The 22,713-nt window shown below is 65.7% G+C and carries 32 protein-coding genes and 1 pseudogene; 23 read left to right on the top strand and 10 right to left on the bottom strand.

Annotation, left to right across the window (positions count from 1 at the left end; genetic code table 11):
* Window position 1: 1 nt before the first annotated feature.
* From rplE to rplQ, 16 genes and pseudogenes are all read left to right on the top strand, one after another.
* A complete protein-coding gene (gene rplE / locus L6Q96_20690) occupies window positions 2-544 on the top strand; it encodes a 50S ribosomal protein L5 (protein ID MCK6556968.1) in 543 nt (180 codons plus the stop codon).
* A gap of 10 nt (window positions 545-554) precedes the next feature.
* On the top strand, window positions 555-740 hold the full coding sequence (locus L6Q96_20685; GenBank protein MCK6556967.1) for a type Z 30S ribosomal protein S14: 186 nt from the start codon (window positions 555-557) through the stop codon (window positions 738-740).
* Window positions 741-748: 8 nt separating this feature from the next.
* Window positions 749-1,147, top strand: coding sequence for a 30S ribosomal protein S8 (gene rpsH, locus L6Q96_20680; protein ID MCK6556966.1), 399 nt, complete (start codon window positions 749-751; stop codon window positions 1,145-1,147).
* Window positions 1,148-1,157: 10 nt separating this feature from the next.
* Window positions 1,158-1,703: a 50S ribosomal protein L6 gene (gene rplF, locus L6Q96_20675; GenBank protein ID MCK6556965.1), complete on the top strand. Its 546-nt coding sequence runs from the start codon at window positions 1,158-1,160 to the stop codon at window positions 1,701-1,703.
* Window positions 1,703-2,071: a 50S ribosomal protein L18 gene (gene rplR, locus L6Q96_20670; protein MCK6556964.1), complete on the top strand. Its 369-nt coding sequence runs from the start codon at window positions 1,703-1,705 to the stop codon at window positions 2,069-2,071. The genes rplF and rplR overlap by 1 nt, the downstream gene beginning before the upstream one ends.
* A 21-nt stretch (window positions 2,072-2,092) precedes the next feature.
* Window positions 2,093-2,611: a 30S ribosomal protein S5 gene (rpsE, locus tag L6Q96_20665; protein MCK6556963.1), complete on the top strand. Its 519-nt coding sequence runs from the start codon at window positions 2,093-2,095 to the stop codon at window positions 2,609-2,611.
* Window positions 2,612-2,615: 4 nt separating this feature from the next.
* Entirely contained in the window at window positions 2,616-2,801 is a 186-nt protein-coding gene (gene rpmD, locus L6Q96_20660) for a 50S ribosomal protein L30 (GenBank protein MCK6556962.1), read from the top strand.
* Window positions 2,802-3,254, top strand: coding sequence for a 50S ribosomal protein L15 (rplO, locus tag L6Q96_20655; protein ID MCK6556961.1), 453 nt, complete (start codon window positions 2,802-2,804; stop codon window positions 3,252-3,254).
* The gene (secY, locus tag L6Q96_20650; protein ID MCK6556960.1) at window positions 3,247-4,566 is read left to right on the top strand and encodes a preprotein translocase subunit SecY; all 1,320 of its coding nucleotides are present in this window, start codon (window positions 3,247-3,249) and stop codon (window positions 4,564-4,566) included. The genes rplO and secY overlap by 8 nt, the downstream gene beginning before the upstream one ends.
* 112 nt (window positions 4,567-4,678) lie before the next feature.
* Window positions 4,679-5,440, top strand: a complete 762-nt coding sequence (gene map / locus L6Q96_20645; protein ID MCK6556959.1) for a type I methionyl aminopeptidase — start codon at window positions 4,679-4,681, stop codon at window positions 5,438-5,440.
* A gap of 46 nt (window positions 5,441-5,486) precedes the next feature.
* Window positions 5,487-5,600 (top strand): 50S ribosomal protein L36, encoded by a 114-nt coding sequence (rpmJ, locus tag L6Q96_20640; protein MCK6556958.1) that lies wholly within the window; start codon window positions 5,487-5,489, stop codon window positions 5,598-5,600.
* 27 nt (window positions 5,601-5,627) lie between these two features.
* Window positions 5,628-6,011, top strand: a complete 384-nt coding sequence (rpsM, locus tag L6Q96_20635) for a 30S ribosomal protein S13 (GenBank protein MCK6556957.1) — start codon at window positions 5,628-5,630, stop codon at window positions 6,009-6,011.
* A gap of 33 nt (window positions 6,012-6,044) precedes the next feature.
* Entirely contained in the window at window positions 6,045-6,476 is a 432-nt protein-coding gene (rpsK, locus tag L6Q96_20630) for a 30S ribosomal protein S11 (GenBank protein ID MCK6556956.1), read from the top strand.
* Between the two features lie 18 nt (window positions 6,477-6,494).
* Complete coding sequence (gene rpsD, locus L6Q96_20625; protein ID MCK6556955.1) at window positions 6,495-7,121, top strand: 30S ribosomal protein S4; 627 nt, start codon at window positions 6,495-6,497, stop codon at window positions 7,119-7,121.
* A gap of 43 nt (window positions 7,122-7,164) precedes the next feature.
* A complete protein-coding gene (locus tag L6Q96_20620) occupies window positions 7,165-8,187 on the top strand; it encodes a DNA-directed RNA polymerase subunit alpha (protein MCK6556954.1) in 1,023 nt (340 codons plus the stop codon).
* Window positions 8,188-8,237: 50 nt separating this feature from the next.
* Window positions 8,238-8,588 (top strand): annotated as a pseudogene (gene rplQ, locus L6Q96_20615) (50S ribosomal protein L17).
* Between the two features lie 180 nt (window positions 8,589-8,768).
* Here rplQ and L6Q96_20610 read toward each other — a convergent pair.
* A complete protein-coding gene (locus tag L6Q96_20610) occupies window positions 8,769-9,770 on the bottom strand; it encodes an alpha/beta hydrolase (protein MCK6556953.1) in 1,002 nt (333 codons plus the stop codon).
* Window positions 9,771-9,859: 89 nt separating this feature from the next.
* Between L6Q96_20610 and L6Q96_20605 the strand changes: the two genes are divergently transcribed.
* The gene (locus L6Q96_20605; protein MCK6556952.1) at window positions 9,860-11,014 is read left to right on the top strand and encodes a GIY-YIG nuclease family protein; all 1,155 of its coding nucleotides are present in this window, start codon (window positions 9,860-9,862) and stop codon (window positions 11,012-11,014) included.
* A gap of 164 nt (window positions 11,015-11,178) precedes the next feature.
* Here L6Q96_20605 and L6Q96_20600 read toward each other — a convergent pair whose 3' ends face one another.
* Window positions 11,179-11,622 carry a CBS domain-containing protein gene (locus L6Q96_20600; protein MCK6556951.1) on the bottom strand — a complete coding sequence of 148 codons (444 nt, stop codon included), beginning with the start codon at window positions 11,620-11,622 and terminating at the stop codon, window positions 11,179-11,181.
* Between the two features lie 367 nt (window positions 11,623-11,989).
* Here L6Q96_20600 and L6Q96_20595 point away from each other — a divergent pair, with 367 nt between their 5' ends.
* A complete protein-coding gene (locus tag L6Q96_20595; GenBank protein MCK6556950.1) occupies window positions 11,990-12,172 on the top strand; it encodes a hypothetical protein in 183 nt (60 codons plus the stop codon).
* A gap of 181 nt (window positions 12,173-12,353) precedes the next feature.
* On the opposite strand, the gene L6Q96_20590 is transcribed toward L6Q96_20595, so the two are convergent.
* The 4 genes from L6Q96_20590 to L6Q96_20575 all read right to left on the bottom strand — a co-directional run bounded on the left by L6Q96_20590 (window position 12,354) and on the right by L6Q96_20575 (window position 13,808).
* On the bottom strand, window positions 12,354-12,539 hold the full coding sequence (locus L6Q96_20590; protein ID MCK6556949.1) for a hypothetical protein: 186 nt from the start codon (window positions 12,537-12,539) through the stop codon (window positions 12,354-12,356).
* A gap of 296 nt (window positions 12,540-12,835) precedes the next feature.
* Window positions 12,836-13,213, bottom strand: coding sequence for a PIN domain nuclease (locus L6Q96_20585; GenBank protein MCK6556948.1), 378 nt, complete (start codon window positions 13,211-13,213; stop codon window positions 12,836-12,838).
* The gene (locus tag L6Q96_20580) at window positions 13,213-13,479 is read right to left on the bottom strand and encodes a toxin-antitoxin system antitoxin subunit (GenBank protein MCK6556947.1); all 267 of its coding nucleotides are present in this window, start codon (window positions 13,477-13,479) and stop codon (window positions 13,213-13,215) included. The genes L6Q96_20585 and L6Q96_20580 overlap by 1 nt, the downstream gene beginning before the upstream one ends.
* A 152-nt stretch (window positions 13,480-13,631) precedes the next feature.
* Window positions 13,632-13,808, bottom strand: a complete 177-nt coding sequence (locus L6Q96_20575) for a hypothetical protein (protein ID MCK6556946.1) — start codon at window positions 13,806-13,808, stop codon at window positions 13,632-13,634.
* Between the two features lie 78 nt (window positions 13,809-13,886).
* On the opposite strand from L6Q96_20575, the gene L6Q96_20570 reads away from it, so the two are divergent.
* The gene (locus tag L6Q96_20570) at window positions 13,887-14,186 is read left to right on the top strand and encodes a hypothetical protein (protein ID MCK6556945.1); all 300 of its coding nucleotides are present in this window, start codon (window positions 13,887-13,889) and stop codon (window positions 14,184-14,186) included.
* Between the two features lie 181 nt (window positions 14,187-14,367).
* Here the strand turns inward: L6Q96_20570 and L6Q96_20565 are convergent, their stop codons facing one another.
* Together L6Q96_20565 and L6Q96_20560 are read right to left on the bottom strand one after the other, a co-directional pair.
* On the bottom strand, window positions 14,368-14,694 hold the full coding sequence (locus L6Q96_20565; GenBank protein MCK6556944.1) for a hypothetical protein: 327 nt from the start codon (window positions 14,692-14,694) through the stop codon (window positions 14,368-14,370).
* Window positions 14,691-15,029, bottom strand: a complete 339-nt coding sequence (locus L6Q96_20560; protein ID MCK6556943.1) for a hypothetical protein — start codon at window positions 15,027-15,029, stop codon at window positions 14,691-14,693. Before L6Q96_20560 ends, L6Q96_20565 begins: the two co-directional genes overlap by 4 nt.
* A gap of 218 nt (window positions 15,030-15,247) precedes the next feature.
* Between L6Q96_20560 and L6Q96_20555 the strand changes: the two genes are divergently transcribed.
* From L6Q96_20555 to L6Q96_20540, 4 genes are all read left to right on the top strand, one after another.
* Window positions 15,248-15,574 carry a lactonase family protein gene (locus tag L6Q96_20555; GenBank protein ID MCK6556942.1) on the top strand — a complete coding sequence of 109 codons (327 nt, stop codon included), beginning with the start codon at window positions 15,248-15,250 and terminating at the stop codon, window positions 15,572-15,574.
* Window positions 15,575-16,068: 494 nt separating this feature from the next.
* Window positions 16,069-16,839, top strand: coding sequence for a DUF1566 domain-containing protein (locus L6Q96_20550; GenBank protein ID MCK6556941.1), 771 nt, complete (start codon window positions 16,069-16,071; stop codon window positions 16,837-16,839).
* A 143-nt stretch (window positions 16,840-16,982) separates the two neighbouring features.
* Entirely contained in the window at window positions 16,983-18,284 is a 1,302-nt protein-coding gene (locus L6Q96_20545) for a DUF4258 domain-containing protein (GenBank protein ID MCK6556940.1), read from the top strand.
* A gap of 6 nt (window positions 18,285-18,290) precedes the next feature.
* Entirely contained in the window at window positions 18,291-18,530 is a 240-nt protein-coding gene (locus tag L6Q96_20540; GenBank protein ID MCK6556939.1) for a type II toxin-antitoxin system MqsA family antitoxin, read from the top strand.
* An 822-nt stretch (window positions 18,531-19,352) separates the two neighbouring features.
* Here the strand turns inward: L6Q96_20540 and L6Q96_20535 are convergent.
* Window positions 19,353-21,989: an immune inhibitor A gene (locus L6Q96_20535; protein MCK6556938.1), complete on the bottom strand. Its 2,637-nt coding sequence runs from the start codon at window positions 21,987-21,989 to the stop codon at window positions 19,353-19,355.
* A gap of 130 nt (window positions 21,990-22,119) precedes the next feature.
* On the bottom strand, window positions 22,120-22,395 hold the full coding sequence (locus L6Q96_20530; protein ID MCK6556937.1) for a hypothetical protein: 276 nt from the start codon (window positions 22,393-22,395) through the stop codon (window positions 22,120-22,122).
* Between the last annotated feature and the right edge of the window lie 318 nt (window positions 22,396-22,713).

Genomic DNA, 22,713 nt, shown 5'->3' with positions numbered 1-22,713 from the left:
GATGGCAACCCGTTTGCGTGAACGCTACGAGAGCGAGATCCTGCCGCGGCTGATAAAGGAACGCGGGTACGCCAACCGCTTCCAGGTGCCACGGCTGGAAAAGATCGTCATCAACATCGGCCTCGGCGAGGCGATTCAGAACGCCAAGGCCATGGACGCGGCGACCTCCGAGCTTGCCGCCATAACCGGGCAGAAGCCGGTGGTGACGAAAGCGCGCAAGGCGATCGCTAACTTCAAGCTGCGCGCCGGTATGCCCATCGGTTGCATGGTCACCCTGCGCGGCGCCCGTATGTACGAGTTCTTCGATCGCCTCGTGAACGTCGCCCTGCCCCGCGTGCGCGATTTCAAGGGCGTCTCGGAACGCGCCTTCGACGGGCGCGGCAACTACGCGCTGGGCGTGCGCGAACAGATCATTTTTCCCGAGATCGATCTCGACAAGGTCGAGAAAGTTCGCGGGTTGACGGTGTGTATAACGACAACGGCCAAGACGGATGCGGACGGCCGGGCCCTCCTCCAGGCGCTCGGGATGCCGTTCCGCAGCTAGGAGTACGGAAGTGGCAAAAACCTGCTTGCGCGTGAAAGCGCAGCGCCCCCCCAAGTTCCGGGTGCGTACCTATAACCGCTGCCCCCTGTGCGGGCGACCGCGCGCATTCTTCAGGCGCTTCAAGATGTGCCGCCTGTGTCTGCGCGACCTCGCGCGCAAAGGGGAGATACCCGGGCTCATCAAGGCGAGCTGGTAGGTGACGCGATGTCGATGACCGATCCTATCGCCGACCTCCTGACGCGCATTCGTAACGGGGCGCACGCCCGCAAGGAGCAGGTGGACGTGCCGTGGTCGCGGGTGAAGACGCGCATCGCCGAGGTGCTGGTGGCTGAAGGCTATCTCAAGGAAGCTACCGTGGTCGAGGACGGCGTCCGCAAGGTGCTGCGGGTGTGGCTGCGGTACGATAACAACAACCGCCCGGTGATCACCGGCATCCAACGGGTCAGCCGGCCCAGCCTGCGCGTTTACGTGGGCGCCACCAAGATTCCGCAAGTGCGTCGAGGACTCGGAATCAATGTGGTCTCGACGCCGGCTGGCATTCTGACCGATCGCGAAGCGCGCAAGCTCAATCTGGGCGGCGAGCTGCTCTGCTCGGTCTGGTAGGGCAACGAACATGTCACGGATCGGTAAACTGCCCATCCCCCTGCCTGCCGGTGTTGCCGTGCGCGTCGATGCCGGGCTGGTGCGGGTCGAGGGTCCGAAAGGGAAACTGGAGTGCCGTGTGCCTTCCGGGGTCGCCATCGATCAGGATAATGGCACGCTGCACGTACGCCGCGCCGACGAGAACCATCGCGCCGCACAGGGCCTGACGCAACGCCTGATTGCCAACATGGTGCATGGCGTGCACAGCGGGTTTACCCGGGTGCTCGAAATCGTCGGCGTCGGCTACCGTGCGGAAGTCCGCGGCCAGGCGATCTATCTGACCCTCGGTTATTCCCACCCGATCCTCTTCCAGTTGCCGGAGGGCGTACAGGCGAAGGTGGACAAGCAGACCGTCATTACGCTGGAGGGGATCGACAAACAGTTGCTCGGACAGACGGCGGCGATGGTGCGCGAGCTGCGGCCCCCCGAGCCGTACAAGGGCAAGGGTATCAAATACGCCGAAGAGAAGATCCGGCGCAAAGCCGGTAAGGCGGCCGGAGCCGCGGGAGGCGGGTGATCATGACCGTGGCGCTCAGACAACTCGCTCGTCAGCGACGCCAGGCGCGCGTTCGTCGCCGCGTCGCCGGTACCGACGCGCGCCCGCGCCTGTGCGTGTTCCGCAGCGGGAAACACATGTACGCGCAAGTGATCTCCGACCAGACCGGGCGCACCCTCGCGTCGGCGTCGACGCTGTCGCCGGCACTGAAGGACCAGATCAAAGGGAGCGGCAACCGCGACGCCGCCAAGCACGTGGGGGCTCTCATCGCCCGCATCTGCCAGGAGCGCGGCATTCGCTCCGTCGTGTTCGATCGCAATGGGTTCCTCTACCACGGCCGCGTGCAGGCCCTCGCAGATGCCGCGCGCGAAGCCGGCTTGGAGTTCTGACGTATGGCGAGTCCGGGACGGATGACATCGGGACGCGGCCGCGATCGTATCGAAGTCGGCGGGGTCGAACTGAAGGAAAAGGTGGTGCAGATCAACCGCGTCGCCAAGGTGGTAAAGGGCGGACGTCGCTTTAGCTTCAGTGCACTGGTGGTCGTCGGGGACGGCAACGGACGCGTCGGATACGGGCTGGGAAAAGCCAACGAAGTGCCCGAAGCGATTCGCAAGGCGATCGAACGTGCGAAGAAGAGTATGCTCAGCGTGCCACTCAGCGAGGGCACGATTCCGTTCGCAGTGCAGGGAAGATTCGGCGCCGGCCACGTGCTGCTACGGCCCGCGACGGACGGGACCGGGGTTATCGCGGGCGGCGGCGTGCGCGCCATCGTCGAACTCGCCGGCGTTCGTAACGTCCTCACCAAGTGCATCGGCTCGAATAACCCGCACAACATGGTGAAGGCCACCATGGACGCCCTCAACCAACTGCGAGCACCCGAGTCGATCGCCAGCCTGCGCGGCAAGGCGGTCGAGGAGTTGCGAGGTTAGAGACGTGAGCGAGCCCAGGATGTTGAAGGTGACGCAGGTTCGCAGCGCAATCGGTAGCACCGAGCGCCAGCGCGCGACCCTGCGGGCGCTCGGTCTGACCCGGCTGGGTAAGAGCGCAGTAGTTCGCGACAACCCGTCGAACCAGGGCCGCATCCGTGCGGTGGGGCACCTGATTGAGGTGAAGAACTAGATGGACCTGAGCAGGCTTGCCCCGGCCAGCGGTGCGACGAAGAAACGTAAGCGCGTCGGTCGCGGACCAGGGTCCGGAAACGGCAAGACGGCCGGCCGCGGACACAAAGGCCGCGGAGCGCGGTCCGGCGGCAATACGCCGCCCGGATACGAAGGCGGTCAGATGCCGCTGCAACGGCGACTCCCCAAACGCGGCTTCCGCAATCCGTTCCGGGTCGCCTTCCGCGTCGTTAACCTGGGGCAGCTCGAGGCCCGCTTCGAGGCCGGTGCCGTCGTCGATGCGGCAGCCCTGCGCGAACGCGGGCTGATTCATAGCCTGCGCGAGCCGATCAAGATCCTCGCCAAGGGCGAGCTGAATAAGGCCCTTACCGTGAAGGCGCAGCGCTTCAGTGGCGCGGCCCGTGACCGACTGCAGGCGCTCGGCGGCAGCGCGGAGGTGGTCCCCGGTGCTTGAGGGGTTCCAAAACGCGTCGCGCATTCCCGAGCTGCGCAAACGCCTGCTGTTCACGTTCGGACTCCTTGCCGTGTATCGCGTCGGCGTGGCGGTCCCTACCCCGGGGATCGACGGGAAGGCGCTCGCCGCGTTCTTCGAACAGGCGCGCAACACCATGTTCGGTCTGGTCAACCTCTTCTCGGGCGGCGCCCTGGAGCAGTTCTCGATCTTCGCTCTGGGCATCATGCCGTACATTAGCGCGTCCATTATCCTGCAACTGCTGACCGTGGTGATCCCCTACCTCGAGCGCTTGTCCAAAGAGGGCGACGTCGGCCGGCGCAAAATCACCCAGTACACCCGCTACGGCACCGTGTTGCTCGCCGTGGTTCAGGGCCTGTTCATCAGCATCGGCATCGAGCAGATCCAGGCCCCCGGCGGCGGTTCGGTGGTGTTCGACCCCGGCTGGGCCTTCCGCGCCATGACGGTTCTTACGCTTACTTCCGGCACCATCTTTATAATGTGGCTCGGCGAACAGATCACCGAACGGGGCATCGGCAACGGCATCTCTCTGATCATCTTCGCCGGCATCGTCTCCGCACTGCCGTCGGCGGCGGTCACCACTTACGAGTTCGTCCGCGAAGGCGAACTCGGTATTCTGGTGCTGCTCGCGCTCGTTGCCTTGATGGTGCTTACCGTCGGGGTCATCATCTTCATGGAACGCGGACAGCGCCGCATCCCCGTGCAGTATGCCAAACGCGTGGTTGGCCGGCGCATGTACGGGGGGCAATCGTCGCACCTGCCCCTGAAGGTCAATACCGCCGGTGTTATCCCACCGATTTTCGCGTCCTCGCTGCTGGTGTTTCCGCAGACCCTCTTCGGACTCGGACCCTTCGGAGAGACGGCATGGGCCCGCACTCTGGTCGAGGTGCTGACTCCCGGCGCCGTGGTCTATGACCTCGTCTACGTCGGCCTGATTATCTTTTTCTGCTATTTCTACACGGCGGTGACGTTTAACACCGCTGACGTGTCGGACAATATGAAGAAGTTCGGCGGGTACATCCCGGGCATTCGGCCCGGCCAGCGCACCGCCGAGTACATCGATCGCATCCTGTCGAGATTGACGCTTGGCGGCGCGCTGTACGTCTCGGCCGTCTGCGTCCTACCGTCGATCCTGATTCAGCGTTTCAACGTTCCGTTTTACTTCGGCGGGACCGCGCTGCTGATCGTCGTCGGCGTCGCGCTGGATACGATGGCCCAGATCGAAACTCACATGCTGACCCGCAGCTATCAGGGATTCATGAAGCGGGGACGGCTGCGTGGGCGCCGTGGCTGACTCCGCCGGACTGCTGACCGATGCGGCCAACCGATCCCTGGCGGCCGTTCGTCGAACCGCTGCTTCGGGGCGGCCGCGGAAGCGACGCCCCGGACGTACCGGGACGCGACCTATGATCGTACTGAAGACGCACGAGGAGATTGCGGTAATGCGCGCCGCTAACGTCATTGTCGCCGATATCCTTGCCGAGTTGCAGGCGCGCGCCCAGCCGGGAGTGACGACCGCGGAGCTGGACGCGGTCGCCGAGAACATGACCAGGGAGCGCGGCGCGGTGCCGGCCTTCAAGGGGTACGAGGTCGGTGGGCGCGTGTTCCCCCGTACCCTGTGCATCTCCATCAACGAGGAGGTCGTTCACGGTATCCCGTCGGAAAATCGCCGGCTGCGCGACGGCGACATCGTTGGGCTCGACTTCGGCGTCTGCTATCAAGGGTTCTACGGCGATGCTGCGATTACCGTTCCGGTCGGTACAGCCGACGACGAATCGGTGCGGCTCATGAACACCACCCGGGAAGCGCTGTGGGCGGCGATCGACTGCGTGCGAATCGGCCGACGCCTCGGCGATGTTTCGGCGACGGTGCAGGAAACTGCCGAACGAGCGGGGTTCTCCGTGGTGCGCGACTTCGTCGGCCACGGTATCGGCCGCCACCTGCACGAAGAGCCGCAGGTGCCTAACTTCGGAACGCGCGACCGCGGTGTTCGCCTGCGCGCCGGCATGGTTCTGGCCATCGAGCCCATGGTCAATGCCGGAGGAGCGGACGTGCGCGTCAAGGAAGACGGCTGGACTGCGGTGACCAAAGACGGCCGGCGGTCGGCGCATTTCGAACACTCGGTGGCGGTGACCGAGGAAGGGCCTTACGTGCTCAGCCAGGTGTGAGGGCCGGCCCGCAGGCAAGCGGCCGCCGGTCAGAGGGAGCGGAACAGTGAAAGTCAGGGCATCAGTCAAGATTGTCTGTAAGAAGTGCAAGATCATCCGCCGCGAGGGAGTGGTACGGGTCCTGTGTAGCAACCCGCGCCACAAACAACGGCAGGGTTAGCAACGGCCGATAACGGAGCGACAATATATGGCACGAATTGCCGGGGTCGACCTACCGCGCAGCAAGCGGCTCGAAGTGGCCCTCACCTATATATTCGGCATCGGACGCACCTCGGCTCGCAAGATTCTTTCCGAGGCCGGGGTCGATCCGAACAAACGCAGCGATGCCGCCTCCGAGGACGAGGTCGTTCGTATCCGACAGGTCATCGATGCCAGGTGCAAGGTCGAAGGCGACCTGCGCCGCGAGGTTGCGGGACACGTCAAGCGCCTGATGGATATCGGTTCGTATAGGGGCTTGCGTCACCGGCGCAACCTTCCCGTGCGCGGCCAGCGCACGCACACCAATGCCCGCACCCGCAAGGGACCACGACGGGCCATCGCCGGGAAGAAGTCCGCGCCGCCCAAGGGCTGATGGGCAGGACTCTGCGCCACGAAGGAGTAGAAGATGGCCAAGGACGATAGCGCGGCGCGAGGCGCCGAGACCCCGGCGAAAGCCGGCAAGGCGCCCAAGCGGCGCAAGATTAAGAAAACCGTGAGCGAAGGGGTCGCGCACATTCACTCCACGTTCAACAACACCATCATCACGATCACCGACCCGGTGGGCAACGTTGTGGCCTGGTCCAGCGCCGGCTCCGTCGGTTTCAAGGGTTCCCGCAAGGGCACCCCTTTTGCCGCCCAACTGGCGGCGGAAAGCGCCGCCCGCAAGGCGATGGACGCCGGGGTTCGCAATCTTCAAGTACACGTCAAAGGCCCCGGCTCGGGGCGCGAGTCGGCACTGCGCGCCCTGCAAGCGGTGGGATTCGCGGTCAGCGTCATCCGCGACGTTACCCCCATCCCCCACAATGGATGCCGGCCGCCCAAGCGCCGGCGCGTCTGAGACAGGGAGGGTAAGTCGTTGGCTCGTTACACCGATTCGGTCTGCCGGTTGTGCCGGCGCGAAGGCCTGAAGCTCTTCTTGAAGGGCGACCGCTGCTATACGGACAAGTGCGCCATCGAACGGCGTAACTACCCGCCCGGCGAGCACGGCCAGGCCCGTAGTAAGTTCTCCGAGTACGCCATCCAGTTGCGCGAGAAGCAGAAGGTCAAACGGACCTACGGTCTGATGGAGAAGCAATTCCACCGCTACTTTCTGCAAGCCGAACGGCAGCGCGGCATCACCGGCGAGAACCTGCTCGTCCTGCTCGAACGCCGCCTCGATAACATGGTCTACCGCATGGGCTTCGCGACCTCCCGCGCCGAAGCGCGCCAGTTCGTGCGCCACGGGCATTTCCTTATCGACGGCCGCAAGGTCGATATACCGTCTTACCTGGTTCGCGCCGGTCAGGTCGTGGCCGTGCGCGAGAAGAGCCGTAGCGTCAACCGTATCGTCGAGGCGATGGAGCAGGCCGAACGCCGAGGATGGCCGGATTGGCTCGAGGTTCAACGCGAGGCGTTCAGCGCCCGCCTTAAAGTCCTGCCCACTCGCGCCGAACTGTCCGCGCAGATCAACGAGAAGCTCATCGTCGAGCTTTACTCGAAGTGAGCGCAGCACGACCGACCTAACGGCGACAGGAGGTGCTCTGACTATGCTGCCGCAACGCAATTGGCGTGATCTGATCAAGCCGAAGAAGCTCGAAGCCGACGATAAGTCCATCAGTGCCGTCTACGGCAAGTTCGTGGGCGAACCCTTCGAACGCGGCTTCGGCATCACCATCGGCAACTCGCTGCGCCGTATACTCCTGTCTTCCCTGCAGGGTGCCGCCATTACCGCGGTGAAGATCGAAGGCGTACTGCACGAGTTCTCGACCCTGCCCGGTGTGCGCGAGGACGTTGCCGATATTGTCCTCAATCTGAAAGAGGTGCGGCTGCGGCTCGCCGAAGGCGTGCAGGAGACGGCCCGCATTCAGGCGAAGGGGGAAGGCGTGGTCCGCGCCGGCGACATCAAAGTTGGCCCCAACGTCGAGATCCTCAATCCGGAGCAGCACGTCGCGACCCTTTCCAAGGACGGCGTGCTCGATGCCACCCTGACCATAAGGGTCGGCCGCGGATACGTCCCGGCGGAACGGAACAAGGAAGAAGACGCGCCCATCGGTACTATTCCCATCGACGCCATCTTCTCGCCGATTCGGAAGGTCAATTACACCGTTACCAATGCCCGCGTCGGCCAGCGTACCGACTACGACCGCCTCAACCTCGAAGTGTGGACCAATGGCGGCGTGCGCCCCGACGATGCCGTCGCTTACGCGGCCCGCATTCTCCAGGACCAGCTTGCCATCTTCGTCAACTTCGAAGAAGGTCCCGAGGCCGTGGAGGTCAGCGAGGAGCCGCGCCCGACGCTGAACGAAAACCTCTTCCGGCCGGTGGCCGAACTCGAACTCTCCGTGCGCTCGGCTAACTGCCTGCAGAATGCCGGCATCAAGTACATCGGCGAACTCGTCCAGAGGTCCGAAGGCGAGATGCTGAAGACCAAGAACTTCGGCCGCAAGTCCCTCAACGAAATCAAAGAGATCCTCCATGACATGGGCCTCGACTTCGGCATGAAGATCGATAACTTCCCGAGCCGGGCCGAACTCGACGAACGCTGGGCGAAGGAGAAACAGAGCGCCTGAGGTGACGGCGCACACGCGGCCGGTCCGCCGAACCGCGTGCTGGGGTGACCATGAGACATCTGAACTCGGGACGAAAGCTCAATCGCAGCAGCTCGCACCGTAAGGCGCTGTTTCGCAACATGGTGACGTCGCTGTTCGAGCACGAACACCTGCGCACCACCGATGCCAAGGCCAAGGAGCTGCGCCGCGTCGCCGACCGCATGGTCACCCTGGCCAAGCGCGGTACCCTGCACGCGCGCCGGCAGGCCGCCGCGTTCATTCGCAAGAACAGCGTCGTCGGCAAGCTCTTCGGCGAAGTGGCCGAACGCTTTCGCGACCGCCCCGGCGGTTATACCCGCATCGTCAAGGTCGGCCCGCGCCACGGCGACGCCGCACCGATGTCCGTTATCGAGCTCACCGACCGCGGCGACATGGCGCGCGCCGAGTCGGAGAAGAAACGCGAACGCCGTCGCAAACGGCAGGAAAAGAAGGAATCGCAGACACCGGCGGTCCCGCCCCAGTGAGCGGTCTCCCCGCGAAGTGTCGTTGCGAAGGGCCCGCGTGCACTCCACGCGGGCCCTTCGCGCTTTTCGCGGCGGAGCTTACCGTCCGCGCAGGAAATCCAGCAACACCCGGTTCACTTCCGCCGGGCGCTCCTGGTGCACGAAGTGCCCGGCCCCAGCGACAATTTCCGTGCGTAGACCGCGCGTGAACCAGGGCTCCAGCCCCCGCGCCAGATCGACCCCGATGCAGCCGTCCTCGACCCCATGGATGTACAACGCCGGCACTTCCACCGGCGCCATGCCGATGCGCACCTGCGTTTCCATGAGCCCCGGGTCCTGCAAGGCCGGGTTCAAAGTACAACGATAGTAGCCGAGAGCGGCCTGCAGAACGCCGGGCGCGCGGAACGTCGCCTTGAGAGCTTCCATGTCCTCGGCCGCGGGGTGCCATCCGGGTGACCAGTCCCGCCACAGCCGTTCGAGGAATTGGAAATCGTCGTGCGCCACGGCGGCATCGGCAAACGGCATCTGGAAGAAGAACATGTACCAGGATCGGCGCTGCTGAGCGTAGCTCGACATGAACGCCTCCAGCATGCCCGGTCCGTGCGGTACCGAGGCGGCGACGAGCTTCGTGACCCGCTCCGGGGCGAGAATCGCCGCCCCGTAGGCCGCAGGCGCTCCCCAGTCGTGACCGAACAACGCCGCCGACGAGTAGCCGAGAGCGGAGATTAACTCGATCGCGTCCTGCGCCAGCACCGCCGTCTGATAGCGACCGTCGGAAGGTGTCTCCGTCGGCGCGTAGCCGCGCATGTAGGGAGCCACTGCACGATACCCCGCCGCGGCCAGCGCCGGCAGTTGATGCCGGAAAGAGGGAGCGTGGTCCGGAAACCCGTGCAGGCACAATACCAGTGGCCCGTCGCCCGCTTCGATGGTCGCGAACCGTAGGCCGTTGGCGCTTACTGTTCCGGTCTTGAAGTTGTGCATGATCTGGTCTCGTAGCCGGTAAGGGCAGGCCCGGTCAAAGGGGCCGCGCGCGTCGATCGTCGTCGCGACGGCCGCCGCGAAGGACGGTGCCGAGTCCTTCGACGCCTTGTTAGCCTTCACGCCGACTCTTCGGGTCTTTCCCGGCATCCGGTTCTGGACCATGATCGCTCGGGCGTCGCGGCGGGCGTCGCGGCGGAGGTGAGGTGGGAATGGTGTTCAGTCTCGGCGAACTGGCGTCCAATAGCGGCAAGGTGCCGGGTATCCCCGGTGTGTATGTCTTTCGCGGAGCCGACGGCCGCGCGTTGTATGTCGGCAAAAGCCGCAACCTCCGCGCACGTCTGGCTTCCTATTTCCAACCGACGGCCGATCGCCTGCGTAAGGTGCGCGCGCTGCGGCGCTCGGCTGCGACCGTTACGATCGAGCCTACGGGGTCGGACTTCGCTGCGTTGCTGCGCGAGATCGCCCTGGTGCAGGCGCTCGCTCCGCCCCTGAATAAACGCCTGCGGCGGCACGAGCGCTACTCTTACCTCGCCGTCGATTACCGGGAGACGTTTCCTCGACTGACGGTGACGCCGGCTCCTGCGGATGGCGTGCGAGCACTGGGTCCGTTCAACCCGCAAGCTCGCGTCGGCGACGCCGTCGCGATCGTGAGCGACGCATTCCGTTTACGGACGTGCGACGACCCGCAGACGCCCGGCGCGTGGGCGCACTGCTTTCGGTTGCAGCTCCATGCGTGCAGCGCTCCTTGCCTCGGGCGTGTGACGCCGGGCGACTACGGGCGCGATTTCCTTCGCGCTGTTCTGGCGCTCAGTGCCCGGTCGAAGGCGGCGCTGGCGGGCCTGATTGCCGAGCGGAACGAACTCGCAGCCGCCGAGCGGTTCGAGGAGGCCGCCCGCCGTCAGCGGATCATCGAGGGTATCGAGACCATACGGCGGCGCCTGTTTATCAACCGCGTGTGGCGCAATGCCGCGATTGCCGTGCAACCCGGCGCTGGTCCCGGGACGATTCGTCTCTGGGGGATCGCGGGTAGCAAGGTCTGCGACGAGGTCGCCGTACCGCTGGGGGAATTGACGCCGGCACTCGATCGGCTAGTCGAGGGTCTGGAAGAAGCCGAGGACGACGCGCTCGCTCCGGTGGCGCAGGACGAACTCGACCGCCGTTGGGTCGTCTTCCGGTGGCTGCGCAGTGCGGAAGGGCGGCGCTGGAGCGTCGGAGTGGCCGGCCTTCCGCCGGATGCGTTGCGGGCGCGGGTCGCCGCGATGGCCCGCGAAGCGCTGGGGCTGTTTGCCGGGAGCCGCGATCGCGAAAGGTCCGGGGACGCCGAAGACATGCCCCCGGGGTGCCCTGCGACCCGGTTGACCTGACGGAGATGTGGCCGCGCAACCACTACCCGCCGATCCAACTGCCCGTAATTTCCGCGCGCCGCCCGCGCATTCGCGAGATGCTTCGGTTTGCCGCCTTCCTCGCCGGCCTTCTGGTGGTTGGGGTTATGGCGGGACATTGAAGATGGGCCGGGGTGCGGGTCGGCTCAGGTTGCCGTGATGCGGCGTTCGACGGCCAGCTCCCCGGAGATCGTGGCCGCCACGTCGGCCATCTCCTGGCCGAGGAGCGCGAGAACGTCGTCGAGGGACACCAGGCCGACGAGGTGGTGTTCGCCGTCGACGATGGGCAAGCGTCGCACCCCGTGCTCGCGCATCGTGCGCACCGCGTCGGCGACGGAGTCGCTGACCGACACGGTGTGCAGCGGGGCGCGGGCGAACTGTGCCACCTCGGCTATCTTGGGATCGAGGCCCTCGGCGATCATCCAGACGAGGTCGCGGTCGGTAACGACCCCGAGCGGGGTCGTGCCGTCGTTATCGGTGACGACCAGGGCCCCAACGGCGTGTTCGCACATCCGCTTGGCCGCCTCGAGTACGGTGTGCGAACCGAGGACGGTGTGCACGGGTCGTTGCGTGAGTGCCACGAGGGACATGACTGCGTCCTTTCCGGCGTCCGAGCCCGGCGGCCTCCCGCCGCCGTTGCCGGGCGGATCGCCCATAGGAAACCTTTGCAGCGGTTGTGCCAGCCCGGATCGGTCCGGGGCAACCGTATTCCGCTGCGACCCGCCTGCGCGGCTTCTCAGGGATAGGAGGACGTCTCGCGTCGTCCCCATTTGATTTCTCCGTGCCGCACGCGCATCCGTGGAAATCGCAAACGGAAACGAGCTTGCTAAACGCTGCGAAGTTTCGCACGAAGATGTATACCGGCTGAAGCCACGGAGCGGCCATCTGGCGTCTTGAGAGCGAAACGCCGAGCGCGAAGGGCAAACGCACCGAGGTGGAAGCGCCGGAGGGTAGCATATGAAGAAAGCGGCGGATCTGGCCCGTTGCTGGCTGTTCCTGGACGAGATCCTGCGCGGTGTCGGCAACGCTCTCGTCGGCTGCAGTAGCGGCTCGGTGGCGACAGGTGAGTCGCGCGGAAACATCCGGTTCTCGATCGACGCAAAGCCGCGGCTGGCAACGATTCGCTGCGGGCTTCAGTAGCTCTCGAGTAGAAGCCTTTCGCAGCGATGGTTGCCGTCGATGCGGTAACCGACGGGAGCTTCGCCCCTCGCGGGTCGGCGCCCGGTGGCCGCGGTGTTTGTTGGCGCTAGCGGGGTGGCCTAGTGCCACCCCGCTGACACTGGCGATGCTGGGATTTCAACGGCGCGGCGTGGAGGTCGAGTCATCCTCCCTGAGTGAATCCAACGCCGGATATGTCCGTGCACACCATATGGCCGACATAGATCCAGTACCACCGGTCGACCACGCTGGTGTTGGTCAACCCGGACCCGCCCGAGCCCTCGACCGCTTGCCGGTAGGCGCGCTCGGCGCGGTCGTTCGTGTCCGGTAGCGGCCGCCGCGGCTCCACGGGCCCGTGCCGCCATTCGCGCTTCGGAGACCACCGCCGATGAGGGAAGGGAATCGGCGCCGCCTGCTGGGCCGGCGCGGCGGGGCTGCCCCGGCGCCGCCACCGAACGCCGATGGCAGGACCGCCGCTGCGCCACCCATGCTCGCGACACCGACAACGATCACCGTGGCCAAGAGCCACACCGAAATCCGATCAGCGCATCGTGCGATCAGAGGAACCGTCCCCTACGTCCCTCGCGGCTGGGTGAGGGGCGGTGACAAGTTGGGAAAGCGCCGGCCGAGCCGGCCGCGTACAGACTAGACAACGATCACCAGCCCATCGGGATCGAGGGCTCGGATGTCCTCGGGATCGGAGGTCGCGATCCGATGGCCACGCCGTTTTGCACAGAGCACCACGGAGGCGTCGATGACATCGGCGGTGTTCCTGACGCCGCACATCTGCCCTGCCGCCCGGGCCGCTTCGTCGTCGAGCGGCTCGACCTCGACGTCCGGTGCGGCCAGCAGCCGGGCGAGACGGGCTTGCCGGCGTCCGTCGCGCCAGACCTGACCGACCACGCCCGCCGGCACCGCCAACGCATATTCACGATCGAGCGCCCGAGCAATCAGTGCCACGACCCGCCGGTCGTTCTTCTCGAAGGCGATGAGCGCGCCCGCATCCAGCGTGAGGCCAGCCATCAGCGGCGGGGTCTCCGGGGCGTCGACTTTCGGACCGGAACGCCCAGCGCCCGATCGGCCGCGCGCTGCTCAGCCTTGGTGAGCGGGCCGCCCGATTCCGCCAACATCTCGGCGAGCAAGGCCGACAGGTCGTCCATCTTGACCTTCTCTTCGAGCGCCGCGGCCACGTAGGCACTGACACTCGTCGCACGTCCCCGTTGCACGGCCTGCCGTGCGCGCGCGGCGATCCTCGGCGGGAGGCTAATCGCAATCTTCGCACTGGTCATACTATCAGTATGACCGCACGAAATTGGGTAGTCAAGGCGTGGGGCATCCCCTGGGTACCGCTTGCCCCAGATCGGACACGCACCATTCGAACTTCCCCCTCCCCTCGGCGCCACAACCGCCCTTCCGGCCGCACTCGCGGGACCGGTTGCCGTCAGAAATCACCGCGATCCAGCACGTCGAGCACCGGCTCCGTCGTGTTGTTGCCGGCATCGAGCGGCGCGAGCTCCGGACTGCTCGGGCCGTTCGCCGACAGCGGGTTCGGCGTGCCGATCTGTGCCGGGTCAAAGGTTGCCGTGACCGTGCAGCGCTTCGTCTTCCCCGCCGGCACCAGGACGCTGCTCTCGGCGACGCCAGGCGTGGCTGGGTTGAGGTCCGGAACGCCGGCGACGACCGCGGGGCGCGCGACGTGCTTTACCCACGGGGGAGTTTCTGCCTGACCGATTGCGACGGCGATGGGCAGGTCGACGTGACCGAACTGGTAACCGCGACGGGCATGGCTCTCGGGGAGCGCCCCCTGCAGGCATGTCCGAGTGCCGACGATGACCTCGATGGCAGGGTGTACGTGGACGAGATCCTACGCGGCGTCGGCAACGTTCTCGTCGGCTGCAGTAGCGGCTCGGCGGCGACAGGTGAGTCGCGCGGAAACATCCGGTTCTCGATCGACGCAAAGCCGCGGCTGGCAACGATTCGCTGCGGGTTTCCGTAGCTCTCGAGTAGAAGCCTTTCGCAGTGATGGTTGCCGGTGATGCGGGAACCGACGGGAGCTTCGCCCCTCGCGGGTCGGCGCTCGGTGGCCGCGGTGTTTGGTGGCGCTAGCGGGGCGGCCTGGTGCCACCCCGCTGACACTGGCGATGCTGGGATTTCAACGGCACGGCGTGGAGGTCGAGTCATCCTCCCTGAGTAAATCCAATGCCAGAGATGTCCGTGCACACCATATGGCCGACATAGATCCAGTACCACCGGTCGACCACGCTGGTGTTGGTCAACCCGGACCCGCCCGAGCGCTCGACCGCTTGCCGGTAAGCGCGCTCGGCGCGGTCGTTCACGCTGATCGGAATCACGCCGAAGAGGTTGACGCCGCAGGCTGTGCCGCGGGCCTCCTTCGTGAGCGCCACGCCTTCCGGCGGCTGGGGTGCGACCCGTGTCAGGGGTCCACTGCAGCCGATGGTCACCAGTGTCGCGACACCGAGCAGGCCGTTCGCCATCCGCTTCATGACACCACCCTCCCTTGCACTTCCGTGCAGAGCATGAGGCCGACAGCCGGAATCACGTACCAGGAGTACTTGATGGCGGTGTCGGTGAGCGTGCCCCCGCGTCCGCCGAGGGCATCGGCGTACGCTCGTTCCGTGCGCGAGTTCGTCTTTGCGGGGATAAAGCCCATCACAAGGATGCCGCAGGCGCTACCGCTGACCGTCTCGCCGACGCGCGCCTCGGGCGCCGGTCGTGGGCCAATCAACGCGGGGCTCGATGCACACGCGCTCAGAGGCGCCAGGATGGCTGCGAAAGCGGCGCGCAGCAGTCTGCGCCGGTGCCGATGGTGTCCCTTCATTCGTCTTCTCCTTCCTGCACGTTGGGTAAGCGCGGTTCCGCCTACAAGCTCGACGACGGATCTACCGTGCTCACGCGAGCAACCCCTTCGCATCTTCTACCGCGAAAGGAGGCGGATCTCGCAACATGATGCCGAAAAGGGCCGGAACATGTGACACCCGCGAATCCGCCGTCCGGGTCGACGGCTGTGCTGGGTGGCCGTTTCCGGGGTGATCGGTCGTGGGTGTCCCGCCAACCGTGCTATGCAACGTCGTACTCACCCCGATGCGAGTCGAAGCACTCCCGACCGGGCCGAGCCACGCCGGCTTGCGCTTCGTCGAGGTGCTACGTGACCGGGTCGGCGGGATCGAGGGCCTCGTCCAACCCCCCGGCCTCGCAATCAGTCCCGACGGGAAGCACGTGTACGTGGCGGCCGCCGGAAGCAAGGCCGTCACAGCGTTCAGGCGCGACGCCCTGACCGGCCGGTTGACGCCGCTGCAGGTGCAACGCGATGGGCTGGACGCGATACCGCGGGCGGCACCCTACGACATCGCCATCCGGAGATGAAGGGCATCGGCTTCGGCTTCTTGGAGCTCGAGATCGATGGCCGAAGCTACTGGGGGCACGATGGCGACGTGGTGGGCTGGAACGGGCGGGCGCTTCTCATGCCGAACCGCGGCCTCTTCATGGCTTACTCGGGCACGGATACGCTGAAGGCCTTTGGCGATCGCGTGGCAAGTTCCGTCTTCTCGCAATCGCCGCGTGCGCCCGAGCAGGCCCGGCGCATGCTCCACGGGGTGCAAAGAACTCTTGACGGGCGGTTTGTCAGGGTTGTATCAGGGGTAAACTCGCGGTTACCGGGGGGTGGACGAGCGGGGGGTGGGAACGTCGGTACTGAAGATCGCGTCAGATGGGGCATTCGTAATGGCTATGGGTCAGTTGACAGATCGCACCTGGCGGGCAAGTCGTTCGCGGTCGCCGTCGCCGTCGCCGTCGCCGTCGCCGTCGTCCGGAGGCGCGGCTGGCGTGGGCATTTCCGGGCATGAACGGGAGGGAGTCCCATGAGAGCATCGTTGGTTTCGTTGGGGATCGCCGCGGGAGTGGCGGTGACGCTGTGGTCGGGCGTGGCGATGGCGGCGACGGACGAACAGAAATGTCTGTCCGGGCGGGCCAAGGCCAAGGGCAAGTACGAGAAGTGCGTCGAGTACCAGCTCGGAAAACGCTACGGGACCGCGTTTGCCGATTACACGAAGTTGTTGGAGAAGCTGGCGAAGTGCCGGATCAAGTACGACACCGCGTGGACCAAGCTGCAGGGTTTAGGCACCACGTGTGCGGTGGCGTCGCGCTACACCGACAACGGCAACGGGACGGTGACCGACAACCTGAGCGGGCTGGTGTGGGAGAAGAAGAGCGACAACGGCGACATCCACGACAAAGATGACGTGTGGACTTGGAGCACTTGGTGGCCGTACTACAATGGCAACGGAACGGCGTACGCGACGTTCTTGCGCGATGGCCTGAACGCGGGGTCTGGCTTCGCGGGGGCCAACGACTGGCGGCTCCCGACGTTTGCGGAGCTCGGGATGATCCTGCTGCCGGAAGAGTATCCATGTGTGACGAGTCCGTGCGTCGCCTCGGCGTTCAACGGCAGTTGCGCGCCCGGGTGCAGCGCGACGAGCTGCAGTTGCACGCAGTCCAGCTTCTACTGGTCGGCTACTACCTCCGCCCGCTATCCGTTCCTCGCGTGGTTCGTCCACTTCGACGACGGCTACGTGTACGACTACGAAAAGACCAACGACTACTACGTCCGTGCCGTTCGCGGCGGCTTGTGATGCCCCTTCGCCCTTCGGGCTACGGAGCACAGGTCGATTATGGACCCTTTGACGTGTCGATCATTTCCCCCCTACGCCCGGGGGGGCTTCGGGGGGACAGGTCTACAAGGCGGCGTACGACCTTTGCCTGTTCTTCGAGCAGGTTGTGCGGAACTTCGGTCGTTACCACAAGTATTCGCTCGGCCAGGATCTGCGCGACGGGGCGCGTCTCTCGCCCCGGCACGGCAGCCTACCCGATACCGCGACAGAAGAGCCTGTTCGACAAGAACAACGAATGCGGGCTGCCGATCGGCAATCTGACGAGCCAGTTCTGGGCCAATGTCTACCTCAACGAGCTCGATCAGTTCGTCAAGCGGCAGGTGAAGTGTCGCCTGTATGTGCGCTACGTTGACGACCTGATTCTGCTGCATACGGATGCCGCGGTGCTCACGCACTGGCGCGACGCGCTCATCGCCTTTGTCGATGAGCGGCTGCGCCTGCGTTGGCGAGAGCCCGAGGCGATCCCGCAGGCGGTTGGCCGGGGTGTTGACTTTGTGGGTTGGAACACATTCTGGAGCCACCGGGTGCCGCGCCGCCAAACAGTGCGGAACTGCGCCCGGCGCATGTCGACGTTCGAGGAAGAGCACGTTCAGCGGCGCGGCATGGATAGGATGGTGGACCTCACGGCGTCCGGCCCCGGGTTCGGGCATCTCAGCGCGGCGTTGGCCTCCTACAGTGGACACCTTCGCCATGGATCGTCCTGGCGGAGATGGCGCGGAATGATCGAGCGACACGATTGGCTCGCGCCTCTGTTGGCTCACGGCCCCGATCTTGGCTGGCGACTGGTGCGGCGCTGGCCGCTCGGACCTCTCGTTGGAATGCGCTTTTCGAGACAGTACGGCCGCCTCATCGGCAAGGTGGACGAGCGGACGGTGGTCTTCTGCGAGGTTGGAAGGTTCGTCGAGTTCTACGGGCCACAACGCGAGCGGGCGACGACGGCGTTGCGCCTCGTCCGGGTGAAGATCGGTCGCGGCGGATACGCGTTCAGCGTCGGCTTTCCGCGGCGGCTGGTTGCGCCGAGCGCGAGGTCGTGGCCGTTTGGGTTCCTGGGCCGGGGAGGAGACGACGTGGCGCGCAAGCCCGGTGATGCGAAAGCGCGGCGGCTGGGGACGGTGCGCGAGCGCATCGCGGCGGGCAAGTACGTGGTATCGTTCACGCACACCGAGAAGCTGCGGCGGCGACGCATCCGCGCGGATGAGATCGAGAGGGCGATCGAGAACGGGGAAATCATCGAAGACTATCCGGACGATCCGCGCGGGCCTAGTTGTCTCATTCTCGGCCACGCCGGGGAGCGGCCGATTCACGTCGTTTGCGGGCGCCTGGAGGCGGACGAGATCCTGATCGTCACGGCGTACCAGCCCGATGCGGACGAATGGGAACCCGGATGGGCGAAGAGAAGGAGGTGAGAACGGATGCTGAGTGAATGCTACTTTTGTCGCGGCAGGGTCGAACCCTCGAAGGTCGATGTGGACTTCCGCTGGGGCCGCCGGCTCAAGGTGATCCGCGGCGTGCCGGCAGGCGTGTGTCGCCAGTGCGGCGAGCGTTACTTCGATGCGGCCGTGTACAAAGAGATGGAGAAGCTCGGTGCCTCGCGCAAGAAGGCAGCGGAGCAGATGCAGGTGGAGATTCTCTCCTACCGGGAGGCGTCCTAGAATGCGACTTCGTGCAATGCTCACAGGACGAAGCTCAGGGGTGGGTGGAGGACCTTATGGCGTGAGGCGGCATCCTGCGTGCGGTACGCGAAGGAGGAGCGGTGCGAGAAGGGGAAGCCAGCCGGACAGCTCGGTACATGGCGCTGTTTCGTGCCGTCGAGTCGGCGCGGCCGGCGGCGCGGCGCCTGACTGACGACGGGCCGGTGCGGCGCCTGTTCGCCGAGCCCCTTATCTCCCTTCTTGCTTGCCGCCCGTTCTCCCGTTCGTCCGCCGGGGCTAGATCTTGACTTCGGGTGGATCCCTCGTGGAGGTCACTCCCGCGATCGAGCGCCGTGCACGCGATGGATCCTTGAGATCGCCGCAGCGCGAAGCGGCCCTCGCTGCTCCACGCGTCCTCGCCTTTGCGCTCCCACTTCTCGACGCTCAGTACGCAGCGAGATGGCGGGGTGAATGCGTGGATTTCTTCCTTTCTCTTGGTGGACCGCGGGTGCGAAGAGAAGGCCAGGACGGATCTGGCGTACGGCCAAGCGCGGTACTGGCAGGCACTGCATGGCCGGGCGAGCGCATCCGCCGACTGCCATCCACACTACCACGATGCCGCTGCCCCACCGCTCACCTGTAAGTCGTACAGGTGTCCCGCCAGTCCCGGCAAACGCGCGGCGCAGGGTAGCCATGCCCCCGCTTGCACCAGTCATCCTGGTAGGGCCGCCAACGAAGTGCGATGACCGTTGTCGGTCGCGGCCGTTGGGTTCCCGTCCTCGTCTGACGCGGGGCAGTGAGTGTCACGCCGATCTCCTCGTTGCCTCAGCCGAGAGACCTCAATCAGTCGACCCTGATCTTGAGTTCGTCGATGTACCAGCCCGAGCTGACGTTCCAGTGATGGCCCCGCCAATCGTCATACCCGTGCGATTCGAAATAAAGCCCCACGCGTACCGTTTGCCCGGCATAAGCACTGAGATCCAACGATGGATAGCTCCAGGTTCCACTGCTATGGCCAGCGAACTCTGCCAGTGTCTGCCAGTCAGAGTCGCCCGCTTTGATCTGCACGCGTCCGAAGTCGCCACCTCCGAAGTTGTACCAGTGCCAGAAGCGCAGCCGCGGGTTCTGCTCCGCCGCCGGCACCACCAGCACCGGACTCACCAGCCGACTTGACGTGTCGTCGCCGTAGTCGCCGTTGAGCACGGTGGCGATTACGTTTTCCCCCTCGTGGGCCAGGCCGGGACCACCGCTCTCAAGCTTGCCCCACTGCCAGGTGCCGTTCTGCACCGACCAGTTGCTCCAGAAGTCGGTGGACTCGAAGCCCTCCACCACGTTGGCGGTCAGCGGAGCGGTGGCCCCGGTCACCACCTCGAGTTCGTCGATGTACCAGCCCGAGCTGACGTTCCAGTGGTGGCCCCGCCAATCGTCGTACCCGTGCGATTCGAAGTAGAACCCGAGCTGTACCGTCTGCCCGGCGTAGGCACTCAGGTCCAACCACGTGTAGCTCCAAGTACCGCCGCTGTAGCCGCTGAACTGCTCCAGTGTCTGCCAGTCAGAGTCGCCCGCTTTGATCTGCGCGCGCCCTAAGTCGCCACCTCCGAAGTTGTACCAGTGCCAGAAGCGCAGCCGCGGGTTCTGTGTGGCATCGGGCACGACGAACTTCGTTAGACGCTCGATTCGGCTCGACGTGTCGTCGCCGTAATTGCCGTCCAGCACCGTTGCAATCAACTTGTCGCCCTGATGCGCTGTCCCCGGACCGCTGCTTGGGATACCCCATTGCCACGAACCGTTGCTGACGGCCCAGTCTTCCCAGAAATCCGGCTGCTCCAGGTCGTCGCGTAAGACGGTGCCCGACCCACCAGTTGTCCTGGTTGCCGTCGGCGCCGCTGTCCGAATCGCCGTGTTGCTTGGCGTCGGCGTTGCGGTTCGCGTCGGTGTTGCCGACGGCGTTGTCGTCCGCGACGGGCTCGGCGTCGGCGTCGCCGTCGCCCCCGGGGTTTGGCAGCCCGGACGCGGGAACGTGGTCAACTGCAGGTTGTACGATCCCTCGTCGTTGTTGCCTGCGTCGCTCACCAGCGCGATGTACGTCCCGGCGTGCAGGCAGACCTCCACTTGCTGCGTGGCCTCCTCGCTGCACGCCGTGCCGCCCGCGAGCGCTTCGGTTGCCCCGAGCGCCCGTAACTCCAGGCATGGCGAGACACTGCCCGCCGCCCGCGTGCCCCGCAGGCGCACCTGCGACGACTCCGCCAGCGTGAAAGAGTACGGATCCATGTCCCCCAGCGGGCCGATGGCCTCGCTCAACACGTCGCCCCCGATCGCCGTCGCATCCTCGCGCGTCAGCCGCAGGTAAACGAGATCGTATGACCCGATACCGTCGCCGTCCTCGTCCTCGGCGAACACATAGTACGTTCCCGCCCCCAGGCGCAGGCTGAGCCGCACCGACGGGTCGCCGCACGCCGATTCGTTGAGGCTGGGATCGGACGGGCTCACCACCTGCAGGCACGGCGCGATCGCGCCGCTCGATCGCGTCATCTGCAGGACAATCGCGGTCTGCTCGTGCAGGGTCAGCTTGTAAAGATCCACATTGCCGCGCGGATCGATACTCGTCGACGCCGGCACGTCGTGCCGCAACACCGTCGCGATTACCGCCTGCACGTCGGCATCCTCGCGCGCCGTGGTGGTCGCGGCCGCCGCCGCCGCGCCGGGCGATTGCCCGACCAGTGAGGCCGGATCGATGGTGTCGGTAACCACCTCCAGGAGGTCGTCGAAGGTCTCCTGGCCGAAGTTCTCCAGGCCGTTTTCGTCCACCAACCGCACCGTGGCCTCGGTGATCGGACTGAGCTGTACGTCATCGACGACGGTTACAGCCGTCGACCGCGCGCGGTTGGCAACCACCCCGAAGTCGATAACGCGCAACTTGTCGTCGGGCTTCTCGGGTTGCGGCTCCGCCTCGAACAGAAACGTGCTCGTACCGCCGTAACAGTCGGCGATTCCGGTAAACGCGAAGGCACCCTCGCTCCCCGGTGTCACCTCCGTGCGGCCGAGCACGCGCCGCGCGTCTTCGTCCTCCAGACAGCGGGCGCGATCGAGACACCGGTAGACCCGGACGACGGTTCCGTCGGCGCACGGTTTCTCCGGAGCGCTGGCTGTCGTCCCGGGGACCGTACACGTGCCCCGGGCCTCGAAGCCCATGCTGCTCAGGGTCAGGGCAACCGCCTTGACGATCTCGTCAATGGTGACCTCGCCATTCCCGTCTACGTCCCCCAGTGGACAGATCTCGATGTCCTTGGTCCCGAGCGCGATGTTGACCATTGTCACCACCTCCTCGATGGTGACCGTGTGGTCATTGCCGCAGTCGCCCGTACACTCCTGCGCTGCCGCCGGCGGGGCTGTGGCCAACAGAATGAGCCACCCCACGGCTAACGCCGCGGTGGCGAGCACCTGGCGTCCGGTTCCGAATTCAGAGTGTCGATGCGTCATGACAAGCCCCTCCGTCGGGCGTCCCCGCCCCACGCCGCTGCGGGGCAAAGGGGCCACCCGTTTGCCGTCCTCTACCGCCGCGACGGCGAATTCTCGCAACAGACGAAGAAATCCCCTGCGGGCAATCCCCCTAACGGACCCCTGCGACCTGCGTAATCGTGCAGCCGTCGCTGCCGCAGGTCGCCTCGTCGAAAGTCCGCACCGTCGCCCGCTCCCGGACGGTCCCGTCACCGTCGCAATCGCCCGCACACTGTGCAAGCACGGCCCGCCCCGCGGCCGGCACCCGGGGTGCCGCCCACAGGTTGTTAACGAGTGCGCCGACAGCGAGCAGTCCGACGGCCGTCACGAGGGTGACGAGCGACGCACCACGAACGCCCGTGACTGCGGTTCCGAACCGGTCAAACATGCAGAACCCCCTCTTTGCCGTGTGTGGCGCGTCGACCTGTAGCACAGCCAGATGAACAAACGGAAGAGAGAAACTCGCAGGCACTCCAGAATGCGGCGAACGATCGAGCCCACCAGAAACGTGCCCGCCCAGCGCTTTGGAACGCGCACTCCGTGCGCGTTAGCCAGCGAAGAGCTTTCCGGATGATCGAGGAGCAGTACCCACCGTTCGTGCCGAGTAGCGCCGTCTTTTGAGGCGCGTATCGAGGCACGTCCGGTGTGACCCCTCGGTACGGCCCCTGAACAAACGGGTCCTACTCGGGGCGAACGGGGAGTTGCG

Source organism: Candidatus Binatia bacterium (assembly GCA_023150935.1).
Classification (GTDB): domain Bacteria; phylum Desulfobacterota; class Binatia; order HRBIN30; family HRBIN30; genus JAKLJW01.
This window is presented reverse-complemented; position numbering and strand designations above follow the sequence as displayed.

Coding starts and splice junctions, on each gene's coding strand:
- rplE (MCK6556968.1), top strand. CDS start 2: ATGGCAACCCGTTTGCGTGAACGCTACGAGAGCGAGATCCTGCCGCGG.
- rpsH (MCK6556966.1), top strand. CDS start 749: ATGTCGATGACCGATCCTATCGCCGACCTCCTGACGCGCATTCGTAAC.
- rplF (MCK6556965.1), top strand. CDS start 1,158: ATGTCACGGATCGGTAAACTGCCCATCCCCCTGCCTGCCGGTGTTGCC.
- rpsE (MCK6556963.1), top strand. CDS start 2,093: ATGACATCGGGACGCGGCCGCGATCGTATCGAAGTCGGCGGGGTCGAA.
- rplO (MCK6556961.1), top strand. CDS start 2,802: ATGGACCTGAGCAGGCTTGCCCCGGCCAGCGGTGCGACGAAGAAACGT.
- map (MCK6556959.1), top strand. CDS start 4,679: ATGATCGTACTGAAGACGCACGAGGAGATTGCGGTAATGCGCGCCGCT.
- rpsM (MCK6556957.1), top strand. CDS start 5,628: ATGGCACGAATTGCCGGGGTCGACCTACCGCGCAGCAAGCGGCTCGAA.
- rpsK (MCK6556956.1), top strand. CDS start 6,045: ATGGCCAAGGACGATAGCGCGGCGCGAGGCGCCGAGACCCCGGCGAAA.
- L6Q96_20620 (MCK6556954.1), top strand. CDS start 7,165: ATGCTGCCGCAACGCAATTGGCGTGATCTGATCAAGCCGAAGAAGCTC.
- L6Q96_20605 (MCK6556952.1), top strand. CDS start 9,860: ATGGTGTTCAGTCTCGGCGAACTGGCGTCCAATAGCGGCAAGGTGCCG.
- L6Q96_20600 (MCK6556951.1), bottom strand. CDS start 11,622: ATGTCCCTCGTGGCACTCACGCAACGACCCGTGCACACCGTCCTCGGT.
- L6Q96_20595 (MCK6556950.1), top strand. CDS start 11,990: ATGAAGAAAGCGGCGGATCTGGCCCGTTGCTGGCTGTTCCTGGACGAG.
- L6Q96_20585 (MCK6556948.1), bottom strand. CDS start 13,213: ATGGCTGGCCTCACGCTGGATGCGGGCGCGCTCATCGCCTTCGAGAAG.
- L6Q96_20580 (MCK6556947.1), bottom strand. CDS start 13,479: ATGACCAGTGCGAAGATTGCGATTAGCCTCCCGCCGAGGATCGCCGCG.
- L6Q96_20565 (MCK6556944.1), bottom strand. CDS start 14,694: ATGAAGCGGATGGCGAACGGCCTGCTCGGTGTCGCGACACTGGTGACC.
- L6Q96_20560 (MCK6556943.1), bottom strand. CDS start 15,029: ATGAAGGGACACCATCGGCACCGGCGCAGACTGCTGCGCGCCGCTTTC.
- L6Q96_20550 (MCK6556941.1), top strand. CDS start 16,069: ATGAGAGCATCGTTGGTTTCGTTGGGGATCGCCGCGGGAGTGGCGGTG.
- L6Q96_20540 (MCK6556939.1), top strand. CDS start 18,291: ATGCTGAGTGAATGCTACTTTTGTCGCGGCAGGGTCGAACCCTCGAAG.
- L6Q96_20535 (MCK6556938.1), bottom strand. CDS start 21,989: ATGACGCATCGACACTCTGAATTCGGAACCGGACGCCAGGTGCTCGCC.
- L6Q96_20530 (MCK6556937.1), bottom strand. CDS start 22,395: ATGTTTGACCGGTTCGGAACCGCAGTCACGGGCGTTCGTGGTGCGTCG.